At 54.5% G+C, this 16002-nt stretch carries 16 protein-coding genes and 1 pseudogene; 15 read left to right on the top strand and 2 right to left on the bottom strand.

What is annotated here, in order from left to right:
- Positions 1-73 precede the first annotated feature (73 nt).
- The 11 genes and pseudogenes from Fuma_RS08990 (at position 74) to Fuma_RS08945 (ending at position 10026) form a co-directional block, all read left to right on the top strand.
- Entirely contained in the window at positions 74-1285 is a 1212-nt protein-coding gene (locus tag Fuma_RS08990; protein ID WP_077023837.1) for a tyrosine-type recombinase/integrase, read from the top strand.
- A complete protein-coding gene (locus tag Fuma_RS08985; RefSeq protein WP_077023836.1) occupies positions 1282-2082 on the top strand; it encodes a hypothetical protein in 801 nt (266 codons plus the stop codon). Before Fuma_RS08990 ends, Fuma_RS08985 begins: the two co-directional genes overlap by 4 nt.
- A gap of 109 nt (positions 2083-2191) precedes the next feature.
- Entirely contained in the window at positions 2192-2449 is a 258-nt protein-coding gene (locus tag Fuma_RS08980; RefSeq protein ID WP_077023835.1) for a hypothetical protein, read from the top strand.
- Positions 2442-2678, top strand: a complete 237-nt coding sequence (locus tag Fuma_RS08975) for a helix-turn-helix domain-containing protein (RefSeq protein ID WP_077023834.1) — start codon at positions 2442-2444, stop codon at positions 2676-2678. The genes Fuma_RS08980 and Fuma_RS08975 overlap by 8 nt, the downstream gene beginning before the upstream one ends.
- Positions 2678-3484 carry a ParB N-terminal domain-containing protein gene (locus tag Fuma_RS08970; protein WP_145944066.1) on the top strand — a complete coding sequence of 269 codons (807 nt, stop codon included), beginning with the start codon at positions 2678-2680 and terminating at the stop codon, positions 3482-3484. The genes Fuma_RS08975 and Fuma_RS08970 overlap by 1 nt, the downstream gene beginning before the upstream one ends.
- Before the next feature lie 235 nt (positions 3485-3719).
- Complete coding sequence (locus Fuma_RS08965) at positions 3720-4088, top strand: hypothetical protein (protein WP_077023832.1); 369 nt, start codon at positions 3720-3722, stop codon at positions 4086-4088.
- Between the two features lie 84 nt (positions 4089-4172).
- Positions 4173-6794 carry a DNA primase family protein gene (locus Fuma_RS08960; RefSeq protein WP_077023831.1) on the top strand — a complete coding sequence of 874 codons (2622 nt, stop codon included), beginning with the start codon at positions 4173-4175 and terminating at the stop codon, positions 6792-6794.
- A 588-nt stretch (positions 6795-7382) separates the two neighbouring features.
- A pseudogene (locus tag Fuma_RS36810) lies at positions 7383-7673 on the top strand (helix-turn-helix domain-containing protein); the annotation flags it as partial.
- A 163-nt stretch (positions 7674-7836) separates the two neighbouring features.
- Positions 7837-8022 (top strand): hypothetical protein, encoded by a 186-nt coding sequence (locus tag Fuma_RS36170; RefSeq protein ID WP_229360878.1) that lies wholly within the window; start codon positions 7837-7839, stop codon positions 8020-8022.
- A gap of 3 nt (positions 8023-8025) precedes the next feature.
- Positions 8026-8694 carry a hypothetical protein gene (locus Fuma_RS08950; RefSeq protein WP_077023829.1) on the top strand — a complete coding sequence of 223 codons (669 nt, stop codon included), beginning with the start codon at positions 8026-8028 and terminating at the stop codon, positions 8692-8694.
- 84 nt (positions 8695-8778) lie between these two features.
- On the top strand, positions 8779-10026 hold the full coding sequence (locus Fuma_RS08945) for a phage major capsid protein (RefSeq protein ID WP_077023828.1): 1248 nt from the start codon (positions 8779-8781) through the stop codon (positions 10024-10026).
- Here Fuma_RS08945 and Fuma_RS35175 read toward each other — a convergent pair.
- Both Fuma_RS35175 and Fuma_RS08930 read right to left on the bottom strand, forming a co-directional pair.
- Complete coding sequence (locus Fuma_RS35175; protein WP_158520915.1) at positions 10008-10169, bottom strand: hypothetical protein; 162 nt, start codon at positions 10167-10169, stop codon at positions 10008-10010. The two genes, Fuma_RS08945 and Fuma_RS35175, sit on opposite strands and share 19 nt — an antisense overlap.
- A gap of 849 nt (positions 10170-11018) precedes the next feature.
- Complete coding sequence (locus Fuma_RS08930; RefSeq protein ID WP_077022615.1) at positions 11019-12248, bottom strand: ISL3 family transposase; 1230 nt, start codon at positions 12246-12248, stop codon at positions 11019-11021.
- Between the two features lie 45 nt (positions 12249-12293).
- Here Fuma_RS08930 and Fuma_RS08925 point away from each other — a divergent pair, with 45 nt between their 5' ends.
- From Fuma_RS08925 to Fuma_RS08910, 4 genes are read left to right on the top strand one after another with little or no spacing between them, the layout of a single operon-like run.
- On the top strand, positions 12294-13868 hold the full coding sequence (locus Fuma_RS08925; protein ID WP_077023825.1) for a hypothetical protein: 1575 nt from the start codon (positions 12294-12296) through the stop codon (positions 13866-13868).
- Entirely contained in the window at positions 13865-15085 is a 1221-nt protein-coding gene (locus tag Fuma_RS08920) for a hypothetical protein (RefSeq protein ID WP_077023824.1), read from the top strand. The genes Fuma_RS08925 and Fuma_RS08920 overlap by 4 nt, the downstream gene beginning before the upstream one ends.
- A complete protein-coding gene (locus tag Fuma_RS08915) occupies positions 15082-15375 on the top strand; it encodes a hypothetical protein (RefSeq protein WP_077023823.1) in 294 nt (97 codons plus the stop codon). Before Fuma_RS08920 ends, Fuma_RS08915 begins: the two co-directional genes overlap by 4 nt.
- Complete coding sequence (locus Fuma_RS08910; RefSeq protein ID WP_077023822.1) at positions 15365-15664, top strand: hypothetical protein; 300 nt, start codon at positions 15365-15367, stop codon at positions 15662-15664. Before Fuma_RS08915 ends, Fuma_RS08910 begins: the two co-directional genes overlap by 11 nt.
- Positions 15665-16002: the final 338 nt, after the last annotated feature.

Genomic DNA, 16002 nt, shown 5'->3' with positions numbered 1-16002 from the left:
TACAGTGTTTTTAACTGGTGGTTTTGATTACGACACCCGCTACGACACCCGCTGAACATTGGAGATACTTAAATTGAGGGCATATAAGAAAACGGCACCGCCGAAGAAACCATACAAAGAATTCCCGCTTTTTGCTCATCCAAACGGCCAGTGGTCTAAGAAAATCAAAGGGAAACAGTGGCACTTCGGGCTGTGGAATGACCCCGACGCTGCCCTTGCTCGCTACCTGGATGAAGTCGACGAAATCCACGCTGGCAGAGACCCACGCAGGATGGGTGTCGTCGAGGTGTCGGTCGAAGAAGTCACGGTCGCAGACGCAGCAAACCATTATCTGGCGAATCTCGACTCGCGGTGTTCAGCAGGCGAAGTGACACCGCGTTACTTCATGGAAGCCAAATTGGTGGCTAAGCGGCTGGTCGATTACTTTGGTCGCCGCGCCCGCGTTGCCGCATTGCGAGCCGCTGATTTCGCGGCCTACCGAAAGGCATTCCCCGACACATGGGGACCGACCAGAATCGGAGTAGAAATTCAGAAGGTGCGAACGATTTTTAAGTGGTGCCACGAATCCGAAGTGACCACCGCCATTCCGAACTTTGGCCCGGACTTCAAGAAGCCGTCGCGTGCTGTCATCCGCCGGGCAAAGCAGGCTCGGCAATCGAAGCACGGCAAGCTGGCATTTGAGCAGCATGAATTGCAGACCATTCTCGATAGCTGTGACGGCTGGCTGAAAGCGGCTGTCTTTCTCGGATTGAACGCTGGATTCGGGGCGATGGATTGCGGAAGACTGCGAGCCCAGAATATCGACTTTGAAAACGGTTGGTACGACTTGCCGCGACCGAAAACAGGGATTCCCAGGCGGTTCTATGTGTGGGAGGAAACTCGCGAAGCGATCAAGGAAGCTATGCGAGTGCGACCTGTTGCGAAGAAAGACGATCACGATGATTTGTGCTTCCTGACGACTCACGGAAAGCCGGTCGCCTACACGAACACCAGCGGCACGGTGTGCGATAACGTCGGTGAAATGTACAGGAAGCTGCTACGCAAACTCGATGCTGACGACGCCATCAAACACAACGGATTCGCGAAGCCTGGCAGGGGCTTCTATTCGCTTCGTCGCACTTATGAAACCATTGCAGGCAACAGTAAGGATCAGGTTGCCGTGAACTACGCGATGGGCCACGTTGATGACTCGATGGCAGCGGTGTACCGCCAGGGGATTGACGATCAGCGGTTGATTGACGTTGCGGAGCATGTTCGGAAGTGGCTGTTTGGAGGTGAGCAATGAGCAAACCAATGACAATCTGGCATCTGGCCAGTTACGTTGAAGGCACGTATCTGTTGTTCGAACTTCAGGCAGATCAACGGCCGCCTGGTGACGACATAAGCGCCAAAGCAAACTATGAAGTGCGCTACCTTCGCGCTCTGCAACGACTGAATCAGATCATTCTCGGTGGCATTGCCCCTGACGATGACATTTACGGTACTGAGTATTTTGGCAACGTGTATGGTGGCTTGAAGCTAGCTGCCGAGGCTGTCCAGGCGATGAACCACGAAACTGAACGCGATGTTATCGGCAACGGCGTCATATACGGCCATTCGTGGACGGATTATTTGTTGCAACTTGCTGGCGAACTCAACAATCAACTCGCAACCGCCCTGGTCGTCTCTGGCAAAATCTTCCCGGATGCGACCAAAGAAGAAGTGTTCGCGAACGCGGCTATTCTGATGCTGGATATCGTCGGCCCCGTGAATTTTTCGGCACTCAGGGCCGGAATCCGATGCGAATGGCCAACTGAAAAAGAGCCGGATCGGATCGAGATTCTGCGGGCGGGCATCAACGACGCTTCGAAGGTCGCTGAGAAAATCAAATTCGTGGTCGCTTATGTCCGGCAGACCGGCGAACAGGACGTGACGGAGATCGCGGCAGCACTCGGCGTGCATCCGAAGACACTCAACCGCTGGAAAAACAGCCATGGAGAACTTGCTGCCGAAATCCAATCAGGTGGCACAGTGAACGCCCCAAGACGGTTGCACGGGTACGTCGATAGTCGCGGAAATCTCGACGCTGAGCAATCTCAATGAGACTCACTGAGATTTATTAAAAAATCTCGCCAACGAAAACACTGCATTTGCTGAATCTCACTGAGATTTTCGCCTCCTCTGGCAGGGAAATACCAGAGGAGGTTTTTTCATGCACACTCAAATCCAAACTCGATTTGACAATGACGAAATCCGCGACCTGGCATGCGGATTAAATGGACTACTGCGAAGGCTGGATTGCTCTTGGCACGATCGCCGCAAGCTGAAGTTTTTGGCGACTGCTGAAGACCGATTGATGCCTGCTTACGCGGTTGAAGAACTGGCCGCCGCAGTCGCCGCCGTTGTCGAGACTGTATCAACTGTTCCAGTATCCGTCACCATCACGCAGCGAGGTGGCAGCGATGACTGATCACACCGTTACGCAACTCTCGGAACTGATGCAGCGGTCGCGTTCATCGATCACAACGCTAATCGAATCCGGCAAACTAGAAGCCTATGACGCCGCGCCTGACGGAAGGTACCGGCAGTATCGTGTCACGCCTGAAGCGCTGGAGAAATTCCGCGCGGCCAATAAGGCAGCGAAGTCGAAACAGCCGAAGCAACGGCGTGTGGCAAAGCCGGTGAAGAGGTACGTCTGATGCCTGAGTACCCCCTACCCATCCACCCCGCTGCTGATCTGCTGCCGTTAATGACGGATACAGAATACGCGGAACTCAAACAGGATATTGCCAATACCGAATTGCGTGACAACATCGTGTTGTGGAACGATCGGATTCTCGATGGTCGGCATCGAATTCGCGCACTGATCGAGTTGGGCATCAATTGGAAGATGCACGTCGATAGGTATGACGAAATCGAAATTCCAGATCCAGTAGCGTTCGTTGTCAGCAAGAACTTGCAACGCAGGCACTTGAGTTCGTCGCAACGTGCGATGGTTGCTGCCAAGGCCAAAGGCTACTACGAATGTGAAGGGAAAGAAGCTCAACGAGAAGGTGGCAAGAAGGTGGGCAACGGGCGTAAGAAGGTTGTGGCAAATTTGCCACAACCTAAAAAGCCTGAGAAAAAATCCCGTGACAAAGCCGCCGCCGCCGTTGGTGTTTCCGGCAAGTTGGTCGATGCCGCTCGGAAGGTTCGCAATGACGGAGTTCCGGAACTGGTCAAGGCAGTGGAATCCGGAAAGGTTGCTGTGAGTGCCGCCGCTGAAGTGGCGAAACTGCCAAAGGCCGAACAAGAGCAAGCGGTGAAAACGAACACGGTAAAACAGAAAGCCGCCGAGGTGCGATCAGCGAAGAAGGAAAAGAAGGCCAGCGAGTTCAACACTACCGAAGCAACTCAACAGTTATTCCAGGTGCTCAAACACGAAGTGAACCGCTGGCCGGAAGAGCATCGGCACATCGCCATTCATTGGATTCACCAATTCACCGAAAAGAAAATGTGGTTATGAATATCGGAAGGGATATCTGACCACCACGCAAAAAAAGAAACGCCGCCGGGACTCAACAGCCCCAACGACGTTTCAATTTCAACTCGATCAGACAGCCAACATTTTTGAAGGTGGTGAAGCTGTCTCATCAAACAGTCGCAGATGTTCGTTTTGCTGCCGGGCGCGACGAGCGATCTGCATTTCCAACCAAAATTCTCAGGCCCGGAGGCCCTTAAACGTTTCAGGAGGATGCTCAATGATACAACGCACGAAAGTCAAACGAAATGATGAAGACGGTGAAATCGCAATTTCGCCGCTGCTGTCCATCGACGTATCCGGACAGATCGTCTGCCCGCAGTGCAGCGGTAACTACATTCATTTAGCCCGCCTGTTGGCTGAACAAGGCAGCGTCACGCTTGGCGCGGCGAATGACCAAGTGAAAGCGTATCAGCACGATGAGCCAAGCAACCGGCGCGGCAGCGTGGTCGCGCTGATGCTGTCGTGTGAGGAATGCAGTCAGGTGACTGAGATCACGCTGCAACAGCACAAAGCATGCTTGTATGGCAGCGCGGAAGTCGTCGCTGGCGTGCAACATGGGACCGCGCCGCAGTTGTGGCGGGATTGACCAGCGATTGAAACAGTTGCAGCGCGGCGACTGTTGCCGTGCTAAAGATCACGAAGGAAATATCATTCGAAGGGAGTCCATGAGATGGACACCATGACGCGAGCGCTGGAGCAATTACAACGACAAGGCAGCATTGGCCCTACAGCACGAAGCGAACCGCCGAAAGTTATCAAACAGCAACATCAGGAATCACAGTTCAGGCAGACGGTAAATTTATTTGTCGGGCCAGGTAACGTTTTTGAAATCCGAATTTTGGGCGTTGGCAGTCGAGGTACCACGCATGCTGGCTACTTCGACAATATCGACATGGCCTGGGGAAATGCACTTCGTTACGCAGACCAGTCGGTCCCGAATCGAGGCATCTACTTTTGCCTCAACCCAATCGATTCTGCTTTGCTCGCGAGGTCCGCAAACAGGATCGGCGACAAGCCGGACACATTAACTTCTGATAAGGACGTCACGGCACGTCGCTGGCTATACGGTGACTTTGATCCGGTCAGACCCAAAGGTGTGTCCAGTACCGACGATGAGCTTGCTGCCGCTGTAGAGCGAGCCGCAGACTATGCTGAATGGCTTCGCGAGATTGGCGCGCCGGAAGGTGTGTCGGCCACATCCGGAAACGGCGCTCACTTGTTGCTACCGATCGACCTGCCGAACGATGAACCGTCAAAAGTGCTGATCCAGAAAGCGTTTGCAGTCCTGCATGATAAATTCTCAGACAACGTTGTGGACTTTGATCGATCGTGCTTCAACTCTGCCAGAATCTGCAGGCTCTACGGCACCGAGAATCGAAAGGGCGATAGCATTGCCGACCGTCCTCACCGAATGGCTTGGCTGAACTATGTCCCGGACTATCTTAGACAACGGACAGGGGAATTCTGCCCTACCGAAGTGCTGCAAGAAATCGCAGCAATGAAAGTCAAAAAGAAAACGACAGCGGCAGTGCCTGCGATGCTGAATGACGTTAAGCCGCGTCTCATGGTGGAACATTACTTACAGCACCACGGACTTAACTTTAGCATCGACTCGAAAGCAGGATACTCGGCGTTCATCCTGACTGACGGTTGCCCGTTCAACGCAGAGCATCGCGGCAAAGATGCGATGGTTACGCAGGGCGATGACGGGGCGATAGGTTTTAAGTGCTTCCATAATGGTTGCAGCGATAACAAGTGGGCACAACTCAAAGAAAAGTTTCCGCCGCTGCCAGAGCACTGGGACAAGCCACTAAAGAAACGGAAACCGGGCCGCCGCAAGACTGATGCGCCGCCGATTGATCCTGATGACCCCGGTGCGTTGGACCAGTACGACTTAGACAAGGGCGATGCGTACGGGCTGCAATCGATGACGGAAGCGGAAAAATTCTTACATCGGAAATATCCGCATGATCACAGCGAGCGGCATGCTTTGGCGTTTTACCAAGGCGGTTTTCTCGCGTACCGCGACAAGCGATGGGTCAACGTGCTTGAAAAGGAACTTCGAAGCTTGGCTGTCAAGCATCTGAAGTCGCGGTTCAAGGAAGTGAGAGGATCGGCCATTTCTGAAGTGATGGAATTCATTAAGGCTGACACTCTCGTCAGTGAATTTAACGAGATGCCTTGCCACCTTGATGAACCCGAACGCGAGTTCATCGCGTTCGAGAACGGCATGGCAGAACTCGAATCACTACTTGCCGGTAAGACAGAACTGATTCCACATTCGCACGCATGGTTCAGCCGGTCATCGTTGCCCTATGGTTTCGATCCGGGCGCACAGTGTCCGCAATGGGAATGGACTCTCCGTCAGAACCTGGAAAACGATATCGAGCGAATCAGGATCTGCCAGGAGTGGTTCGGCTACTGCTTAACGCACGGGACCGAATTTCAAAAGTTCTTACTCGTTGCGGGCGAAGGCGGCTGCGGGAAATCAGTGATGCTAAAAGCTCTTGAAGATCTCGTTGGCAAACCGAACTTTTCATCGGTTGGCATTAACGAACTGACCAACCCGTTTAGCTGGTGGAACATGCACGGCAAGCAGGTCAACATCCGCCATGAACTGGAATCGACCGGCAAGGTATCTGAGAGTGCTTTGCGAGAACTCACCACGGGCGACACTGTTGAGTTTCAACGCAAAATGATGAACAGCGTGACTGGCAGGCCAACCGCTAAAATGGTGTTCGCATGCAATGTGCTACCGAAATTTAGAGACAAGTCACTCGGTCTGTGGAGGCGCGTACTGTTGCTGCCATTCAACCGGCCGGTGCCTGAAGCGGAAAAAGTCAAAGCAATGGCTGAGACGGGTTACTGGGCGTCCATCGGCGAACTGCCCGGTATGTTCAACTGGGCACTTGATGGGCTCAGGCGCTTGCGTGGACAGAACGGTTTCACGAGTTCAGAAGTCTGCGATAACGCACTCCAACGCTATCGCGATGAGTGCAACACAGTGCAGACGTACCTGAAGGACTGTTTCGTGTTCACCGCCAATCCGACAAATGAACTGACTACGCAGAGCATGTACGAACGCTACCTGGAATGGTGCAAAGATCACTACCTCAACTTCCCGGTTAGCCTGCCCACGTTCGGCAAAGAGATACTTCGAACGTTCCCCGAAGCGCAACCACGCCGACGGGCAGACGGGACAGGGCAGCGTGGTTTTGCAGGAATCATTCAGAGGCCGTCTGAAATCGAGCAAAGGGAAACTGACGCAAAAATCATGAATGAGTGGGGCTAAGTCTGTCCGGCTTGTCCGGCAGTGTCCAGCAGGAATTTGGCATCCGGACAAGCACAAACCGTTCCCCTGAAAGAGTTTAGACCGCTTCTGTCCGGGTGTCCGGGGTAGACTCCAATTCATCGCGAGTATCGCACGCACGCGCACACGCGCACGCACGCGCATTAAAGTTGAGTGCAACCCGGACACCCGGACAGCAAACAAAAACACTGGTCAAGATGTGGCTCGGGCTCAGAACATCCGGACATTTGCTGGACAGATCCAGTTTAATGCTGATGCCACTACGCCCACGATGGCGCACAGACCGCCGCCATCGGTTCGGTCCACTTCGTCGCGTGATCACGTCGCGTCTGGAGCTGGTGCCGGTGGCATCTGATCGCGGCGAAGGTCTCACGCACGCCTGCGGAGTCCTGACGACATCACACGCGAGACCGCCACCGGCCGGCCACCGCCACCCACGACTGCCACCAGCCACGAGCATGTCGCACGATTTTTGCCAAGGTACTACAGGCGGGGTGGGGCTTCTAATTTCGACCGCCCGGAAGAACTGGGGTGTCGTGTCAGTCCTGGTATATCGGCCCGCATGGGGCAATGTCAGGCTTGGTCGTTTTTGAGTCGGAATGCCTATCCGGGGTCTATCGCAGGGTATTTTGGCTGACTTTGGGCAGATGTGGACAGTTGCGAGAAACTCTATCGACAGATCCGATGCGTCAGGTATTCTCGTTTGTTATGAGCAACCACATCAGCCCACCACGATCGCTTTCGCTTTCCGCCGCCGCCCAGACATTTGGCGTCAGCCGTCCAACGGTGCGAAGGTGGATGAAAAATGGTCTGTTAAAAGCTACTCGCCTGGGGAACGGCTTCTGGCGCGTGCCGCCGGATGAGGTCCGCCGCGTGCGAAGGCTTCTGGGTGATGAGTTGCCAGATGGTAATGGTGGTGCATCAGCAGCCAGAAGTGATCAACCTGACACATTCACCCACAACTATGCACAAAGCGATGCACCGGTAAGCGGCATTGCCAAAAATGGAGTAAATGAGAGCGACAATGATCAAAACTGCAATCAAAAAGGTGAGAGCAATACTGGACGCGCAGTCACCGGCAGCGGACTACCTGACTTCGGTAGCGGAGTCGGGGGAGACGGACCGAGCGAAAGCCCAGGCTGCGTATCACGCCACGATTCTGTCGCTGTCCCGGGATCAGCAGCCGGAGCTTCCAGCGACAGAACTTTAAGGAATGCTGACCTTCCTTGGAATCGGTGATTCGCAGTTCGCTGATGACATCGACCGCGCTCGCGACTTCGCGAAGCACGCCGCAACCGCATCCCAGATTTCCGCTCTGGAGAATGCCAAAGCCGCCGCGTCGGCAGAACTTTCCGCTTGGGCCGCTGAGACCGACCGCATCATTCAGGATCGCGAGCCACGCCGCGCTGAACTCGCGTATCGATTCCGCGAGGCCGAAGATAACTTGCGGGCCGCTCGCGAGAAAATCCGGCAAACGCCGCGGGCGGAATCGTTGCCGGATGAGTTTGTCGCCATTCTCGCGCGCATCGAGGGGCTCTTGCAGTCGAGTTCGCGGACAGTTGGCAACGCTCATTTTCTGGCAAGGTCTGCGGAGCGAGAGTTGGCAGAATTGAGAGCGGCGGTCAAAACCGCCGAGACGCCAAAGCAGAAGGAATCTGCAAAAGCCGAGCTGGCAAAACGTGAGCCGGAGCTAGTCGGAGATATCGAGACTTCACATTCCTTAGGGCAACGCCTGCAGGATCTGCGAGCCGCTCGCGATCGTGCCATGGAAGAGCTGATCTGCCCTGAGACGGGGCTGTTCGTCGGTGAAGTTTCCGCCAGCGAATTTTTCGCGGACCTGAACCTTGCCGACTTCGCAGCACCATCACGCGATTCATTCTGACGCACAACAACACGTCGCACCGGAAACAGCAGTACATTTCACATTTTCAATTCAATCACACAACCACAAAACGGAGTTTTTCACATGCCCACATCACTTTTGCCACAAGGCGAGATTTTCGCCGCTGCCATGTCGCTCGCAACCGGCAGCGTTTCACCGCAGATCTTGGAAGACGATTTCGACGTCGATGCCGACGTCTTAAACGAAGCGATGAGTTCTGAATACCGTGGAATCGGCTTCCATGGAATGATTCGCGCCGCCGCTGCTGAAGCGGGCATTCCGGTCGGCCATCACATCGCCGATGCCGAGTATTACCGCCTTGCTCAACAGATCCAGGAACGCTTCGATTACCGCTCCGCCGGTGGTCAGATTTCCGCGTCTCAAGGTTGGAGCACCATGAACCTCGCCAGCATCAATGAGAACGTGCTGAATCGTGCGATTCATTCGCGATTCGCGAAGCACACTTCCATCATTCCGGCGGTTGCTCAGGAAGCACCGTCTCGCGACTTCCGGCCGCATAAAACGTACCGCATGTACGGGCACGGATTTTTCAAGAAAGTCGGCGCCACTGGCGAGATCGAGCATTTGCAGTTCAGTGATACTGGATTCAGCAACGCAGTCGACACGACAGCCGGGATGGTCACGATTCCGCGCACTGCGATCATCAATGACGAGATCGGGATTTTCGACCAAATGGCCGTCTCGATTGCGGATGTGGGATTCGATACGCGAGAGCGTGACTTCTGTTATCTGTTACTTGATCCATCACTGTGGCGTACGTCAGCCACCACAGCACCCGACGGAAATGGTCAGTTGCCAGCTAACGCACTCGCGTCCGGCGGTTCTTCTGCGTTCGGCATCGAGGCTCTTGAGGCACTTGATGATGTGCTTTCCAATCAGCGCGACCGCGCCGATAAGCCGATTCGCACCGGCGGTGAAAAAGTGCTTCTCACGCAAGCTGGTGCCATGGCTCGCCGCGCGAAAGATATCAACCAATCTTCAGTTCTGATGGATCTGGCCAGCGGCACAAAAGCCGGTCAGAAGACGGAAAAAGCAAATCCATTTTATGGCGAACTCGACAAACGAGTTTCCACCCAATGGCTGAACCACGAAGAAATGGGATCACGCCAGTCAGCTACTGCATTCTTCATGTTTGCCGATCCATTGGTTCAGCCATTCCTGCAAGTGCTGTACTTGAACGATCGCCGCACACCGCATGTGGAATCCGAGCGCGGCGCCTTCAACGTTCTTGGTCAGCAAATGCGATCGTACTGGGACTACGGTATGGCCCAAATCGATGACGTTGGTGGCGGCTACTCACCGGGAGCGTAACGAGTCGAGTCACGATTGAGGTTAGACGCAATCGTGATTTCGGCAACGCTGGGTTTCTTGATTTCACCCGCGTTTGCCTTCGCCGGTGTGGTCTGAGTTTCCATGTCCTCAGGCCCCGCCGGTTTTTTCTTTTTTCCCTTCAACAGCTTCAGCCAATGACAATTTACCGCACAGATTTCAGCCACATCGCAGAGGCTCATTATGAGTTCATTCAATCCGGAATTTCAGAAGCATCAATCCCAGAAATGTGCGTCTACTACACTTCAGATCTGGACGACAAGCACGCCGACATCATGGCGCACGTTGATTACGTGCGCTACGGTCAGCAGTTCTATGTCGACTCCAACCCAACCGGCTTGTACGCGGGCCGAAGCAGCCTGAAAAAGATCGCCGCCGATGGTACGGTCGCAACATGGGAGCACAAGTTCAAAGTCGCTACCACGCAGCCGGAAAAAATCGGCCGCGATCCGAACCCGTTGGCTCGTGGTGTTGAGTTCATTGAGCGCGTCAGTGGCTTCCGCAAGATCACGTCGCTCATCGATTGGAACAACAACCCCGTTGTGAACCGCGCGGGTGATCGCATCAGTGGTTTTGAGGTTGAGTTGCCCGCGCCCGTTTATAGATATGGGGCGAACTTCGCGACCATTCCAAGTTGGGCGCTGAACTTGGACGGCACGGTGAACAACAGCCACAAGGATCTGCCAATTCGCTACCGCGCGCATGACGGCACGCTGACCACCATTCAGAATATCACCATCCCAGCCGGTCGCGGCAAGCTCCGAATCACGCAGTTGCCACTCAAGCCGACCGTCGAAAACAACGTCCAGTTTTTACCGATCAACTGGGAATGGCAGATCTCGCCCGTTGGTTGGAGTGAGCCGATCCTGAACGACGGATATCAAGAGCTCGTTTATCTGGATGCAGACGGCAATATCGCAACCAATTCGCAGGTTGTCGCGGGGACGTACGCGAAAAAAGTGGTCCATCCGGGATTATTGTGGGTAGAGGTCGAGTCCTCCGCAGTAGAAGAGGATGGCGGTTTTGAAGTTGTCGCGGTTTCGGTATCCGCCGACTCTTCGTTTGATGGCCATGATTTTGCTGTTCATTCCTTCGGCGACGGCGTTTGTGATTCCGTGAGTGCAGTAGCTCACCACATTGGCTAAGCGTTCTTTGATCGTGCGAGCGACTTTCTTCATTGGCTCCAGCTTTGTGTGGATGACTCGCTTGTACCAGTCATTGAAGAACGTCGTGGCCTCTGCCGGAGTGTCATGAACCCAGAGGTCTCGCAGCATCTCCTTGTAGGCCCACGCTTTGCCCGTGAGTAACTCTGCCTTCCATGCGGCATCAAAGCGTTCCTGCTGTTTTTCGCTGAGATTCTCCTGGCCTGAAAGCCACAGATACCGAGTTCCCGTCAATCGATCATCGCCTTCGGCGCGAAGCTTCTTCTGCTCCGACCGACGGACCTTGTCGACGGCTTCGGTTGCCAGCTTCATGATGTGAAAGCGGTCGTGCACAATCTTCTGTTCGGCCAATGCAATGTTGCCTTTGGTGCTCTTGACGTATGCGGCACTCATGTCCATCGCAACCGCCTCCACAGACTGCTTTTCACTGTCGGAAAGCTGATCGAAACAGGCATCAGCGGCTGCCGTGTCATGACCATCGGAAATCGCTTCGACAGTGCTCTTGTCCAAGTCATAGATCAGCGTGACGTAGTTGTGTCGTTTTCGAAAGGCTTTCTCGTCGATGCCGATTCGAGGGAGGTTCTTCGATTGTTTGCGATCCTTCCCGCGAGCCACCGCCTTCTGCAGAATGTGCCACGATTCATCCCATGAGATCCCCAGAATGCTGCACGCCCCTTTCACGGTTTGTGTGGCCAGAAGAACGTCGATGGCGAAGCGTTCAAAGAACAATGAGAAGCGGCTGTTCTTTTCCGCCCAGGGAAGCCTGATCTGTTTGACGCCATGATCCGGGCACTTCACGCGAGGCGTGCGGGCATGAAGGATGGTCGCAAATTGCATCGTGTCCAGATGCCGCCATTTGCGAGACTTCGTGTGGTCATAGCACGGCAGCTGCCTGTCGCAATCCGGACAGCAAAAAGTTTCGCCCTCGCCATGTTCGACGAAAACGTCGACCTGTTGAGCTTCCATATCCAGCTGAACGTCCGCCACAAACCACGGCCCCGTCAGTCCCAAAATCTGTTCGTAAAAGTCTGTTCCCTGCATCCCACGAAAACTAACGAATTAACGCCTCACCCACAAAGAACCCGGATGGACCCGATCTTTGCCAAGCTAGGTGCCATCGCGGCCATCAACCTTCAGATCGCAATCGGAAGTGTTGCCGCTCCAATCGCCACGGCTTTAACGTCGACCATCTTACCTGCAATCGCGTTATTAGGTGCGAACATTCAGATCATTTTGGGAACGGCAGTCGGTGCTGTCGCGACGTTCATTACAAGCACGTTGCTGCCGGTGTTCGCAGCCATCGCTGTTCAAGCACAGATTGCCGTCGGAACCGTGGTCGGTGGTATTGCCACTGCACTCACGGGCGTCGCCGGTTTGTTCTCCGCACCGTTTGCCGTGGTCGCGTTGAAGGTCGTCGCCATTGGTGCCGCGATCGCTGCCGTTGTGATCGTCGCGCGAAAGTTATTCGGGTCGCTCACAAGTTTAGGTTCCGCAGTTGCATCGTCCATCGGTGGCGTGCTTTCGTCGTTAACGTCGGGTGTTGCCAGCACGTTCAACGGCATGGTGTCGTTCATCACCGGCAAGTTCAGCCAGCTGTTCGCCTTCGCAAAAACAACATTCGGTGCCATCGCCGCTGCCATCGGTTCAGGCAACATCCAAGCCGCGTGGGACGTGGTCGTCAGTGGGTTGCTGCTAACCTGGACCAAGAGTGTTGCGAGCCTGAAAGAGTATTGGCATTCATTCGTTTCCGGCATGGTTTTGGTTTTCGAAACCGCCGTCGTCAACGTTCGCGTGGCGTTTGAAAAGATGGTGGCCGCTGTGCAAGGTCTGCTCAACGGCATCATCAACCAGTTCAATAACATCCTGCCTGAACGTTTCGAACTGCCGTTGATAAACACCGCCGACAACGCCGCCGAAATCAAACGCCTCAAAGATCAACTGGCCAGCACTCGCGATGCCATCGGTGAAAATCTTGCCGCACAAATCAAAGCCGCACAAGCACCAGCGAGGGCCGCTGCGAAGGCGTACGAAGAAGCGGTTGCGAATGCCAATAAGCTGAGCAAGGTCAGCGCCGACAGCAGCAATTTTGCGAAGGACTTAGGCAAGCAATTCGACAACCTGAAGTTGCCGGAAATCGAGTTACCGAAGTTCGAGTTGCCCGAACTGGACACGTCACCGATCACCAACGCAATCGGCACAATTCCAGCCGCCGCGAAAGTAGCAAGAGAGTCACTCGACTTCTCAGGTGTCTCAGCATTCAGTGCGGAAGGCATCGCATCAATCGCCGCCGCGCTGAACTCAGCAGGCACCGCCGCCGCGAATCTGCCAACGACCACCACGGATGCCGCCGGTATTGCCAACATCAACACTGGTGCTGCGGAAGTCGCCGGTGCTGGCGTGGATCTCGGCACCGCAGTCACCGGACTCACAGCCGTTCTGCGCGACCTGCGTGGTGTCGTTTCGAATATCGGTATCGCGGACGCTCAGGGCTTAGCTGCCGGACTCATGCAAGTTCAGGACAGAGTCAGCGCGAGCAAGCTCACCAAAATCGAAGAAGCCGTTCGTGGTATCGCACCAGCTGTGGGCGATCGAATTGACCAGACATTCAGCAGCATCAGCGTTGCCGATCGAGATTCAGAAACAAGGAAACCGATAGCATGACTGTCTATAGAGTCCAGTCCAACTTGGATGACTACTGGTTCGCATTGCGTCGAACCGGCACGAACGAACGCGCGATCGACGACATCGAAATCTGCTTCACTGCAGACCATGCAGACACCCACGATGACATCGTCGCTCACGCAAAGTACGCCCACCACGGCCAACAGCTTTACACCACGGGCAACGTGGCAACGGGCTTGTATGTCACCGAGTCCGTCCTGAAAAAGTTCTCGCAGGATTCAACGGCAACAACTTGGATTCAAAAGGTCAAGGTTGCCACCACGCAGCCCGAATTGAAACAACGCGAAGACAATCCGATCAACCGTTCCGTTCGTGCAATCGAGCGGATAACCGAGTTCGAAGATGTTCCCAGTTTAGGCGATTCACTGGGACGTCCGGCGACAAACTCGGCAGGCGATTACATCACGGGCTTCAGCATTTCGATGCCAGTCACGTCGTACAAATTCGGCGGCAACTTCGCTTCGATTCCAGCTTGGGTCAATCTCAATGGTGCCATCAACCGCGACCAGATTTCGATTCCGTTGTTGCATCGCTCGCCATCGGGCACCGTGACAAACAGCGGAACTGTCGTACTCCCACGCGGAACCGTTCGGTTGATCGTCGACCCGCTCACACTGGAACCGATTGAAGAGTCGTCGCAAATCTTCTTTCCCATTCGGTGGCGGTTGGTACATCGACCAATCGGACATTCAATCCCGATCATCAATCAGGGATTCAGCGAGCTGGTCTACCTGAAAGACAATGGCAACGTCGCAACAACAGCGGAAATCGTCGCGGAGAATTATGAGAGGGTTGTGAAGCGAATTTGTCTTGATGATGAAGGTGAGCCAATTCGCGAGCGATCTTTCCTTGATGGGTTCGGACGCAAGCTTCCCGTGGCCGTTCCGTCATCCGTCAGTGCAGGGACCGTGAATGTCATCGCTCACACGTTCCCACCATTCACACGGCTGCAGAGCAACACACTGACGCTGACGGACGATTGGGTTGGCCGGTCGATAGAGATTCCGATTCCCGGTTCGGAGTATCGTTATAGCACCACCATCACAGCTGTCAGCAGTGGCGTCGCCGATGTTTCAACACCGTGGCCGGATGCTGTCACCACGGGTGTTGATGTGTTCTACAGCGGCATCAGTGCGACGTGGCTGAACAAGTATCCGATCGCCAACTTCTCAACCATTCCAATGCCGACATCATGACCGAGTACGAAAAAATCGAACACCAGCGTGAATGCCTGAAGGTCGCGCAGCATCTGGAAAAGTCGGAATTCAAGTTGGATTCCGTCATCACTGAGCTGTGCAAAATCGAAGGCATTCAATCCGCGATGAAAGAAGTCGACGAAGCTTTGACAGCCGCCAACACTGGTGAGATCGGGCACCAGTTAACACTGCGTGCGGTCTGGGCACTGCGAATGCTCATCGGCATGAAGTTTGGTGAATTGCGTCTGCAGGAACTACGGGAGGGCGAAGCTGGTGGCGATGTTGAGTGAAGCCGAAACCGAAACGGGGTTCGTGTGTCTATTCCCGATCACGGTCAAGGGGATGATTTTTGATGAGTCTGTCACGCTGGAGCATACGTGGCGCGAAACGCCGATGGGGTTTTGTCCGAGCCTGCGCCAGATCAAGGAATGGACGGCTCAGATCCGCCGCGAGAATGATGAGGCTGAGAGGCAGGCCAGAGAGCGATGGGAACGAAATCGGCCAAGAACGAAGGGTGAGGTTCTCGCGGAGCTGGTTGATGAGATGAGTGGTTGCGTGGGTGAGGATGAGGATTGGTAGGTGATTTCGGCGGTTTTAAGCGTCGACCTGCCACAAGCAGTTTTCCAGATCCAGCTGTTTTCCCTGATTTGTGATGAAGGGACGCAATTTAAGCCATCACTTGAAAGAGCGCAGCGAACCGGGGACGACATGTAAGAACCTGCAGGGTTGACTGATCTTTCCCGCCGATTCTGCCGTTCGTGCAAAACCCACTTAATAAAGCTGCTGACGGTTTCATTGATCCATGAGCTACGATGCCAAAGAAATCGCGAACTACTTTCTGGACAAAGCCAAGTCCGATAGTTCGACCATTGCGCCGATGCAAATGCAGAAACTGGTCTACATTTCGCACGGGTATC

This window comes from Fuerstiella marisgermanici, assembly GCF_001983935.1.
Lineage (GTDB): Bacteria > Planctomycetota > Planctomycetia > Planctomycetales > Planctomycetaceae > Fuerstiella > Fuerstiella marisgermanici.
The sequence above is the reverse complement of the archived record's forward strand: the minus strand, read 5'-3'. Positions and strand labels throughout refer to the sequence as shown.

Coding starts and splice junctions, on each gene's coding strand:
- Fuma_RS08985 (WP_077023836.1), top strand. CDS start 1,282: ATGAGCAAACCAATGACAATCTGGCATCTGGCCAGTTACGTTGAAGGC.
- Fuma_RS08980 (WP_077023835.1), top strand. CDS start 2,192: ATGCACACTCAAATCCAAACTCGATTTGACAATGACGAAATCCGCGAC.
- Fuma_RS08975 (WP_077023834.1), top strand. CDS start 2,442: ATGACTGATCACACCGTTACGCAACTCTCGGAACTGATGCAGCGGTCG.
- Fuma_RS08970 (WP_145944066.1), top strand. CDS start 2,678: ATGCCTGAGTACCCCCTACCCATCCACCCCGCTGCTGATCTGCTGCCG.
- Fuma_RS08965 (WP_077023832.1), top strand. CDS start 3,720: ATGATACAACGCACGAAAGTCAAACGAAATGATGAAGACGGTGAAATC.
- Fuma_RS08960 (WP_077023831.1), top strand. CDS start 4,173: ATGGACACCATGACGCGAGCGCTGGAGCAATTACAACGACAAGGCAGC.
- Fuma_RS36170 (WP_229360878.1), top strand. CDS start 7,837: ATGATCAAAACTGCAATCAAAAAGGTGAGAGCAATACTGGACGCGCAG.
- Fuma_RS08950 (WP_077023829.1), top strand. CDS start 8,026: ATGCTGACCTTCCTTGGAATCGGTGATTCGCAGTTCGCTGATGACATC.
- Fuma_RS08945 (WP_077023828.1), top strand. CDS start 8,779: ATGCCCACATCACTTTTGCCACAAGGCGAGATTTTCGCCGCTGCCATG.
- Fuma_RS08930 (WP_077022615.1), bottom strand. CDS start 12,248: ATGCAGGGAACAGACTTTTACGAACAGATTTTGGGACTGACGGGGCCG.
- Fuma_RS08925 (WP_077023825.1), top strand. CDS start 12,294: ATGGACCCGATCTTTGCCAAGCTAGGTGCCATCGCGGCCATCAACCTT.
- Fuma_RS08920 (WP_077023824.1), top strand. CDS start 13,865: ATGACTGTCTATAGAGTCCAGTCCAACTTGGATGACTACTGGTTCGCA.
- Fuma_RS08915 (WP_077023823.1), top strand. CDS start 15,082: ATGACCGAGTACGAAAAAATCGAACACCAGCGTGAATGCCTGAAGGTC.
- Fuma_RS08910 (WP_077023822.1), top strand. CDS start 15,365: ATGTTGAGTGAAGCCGAAACCGAAACGGGGTTCGTGTGTCTATTCCCG.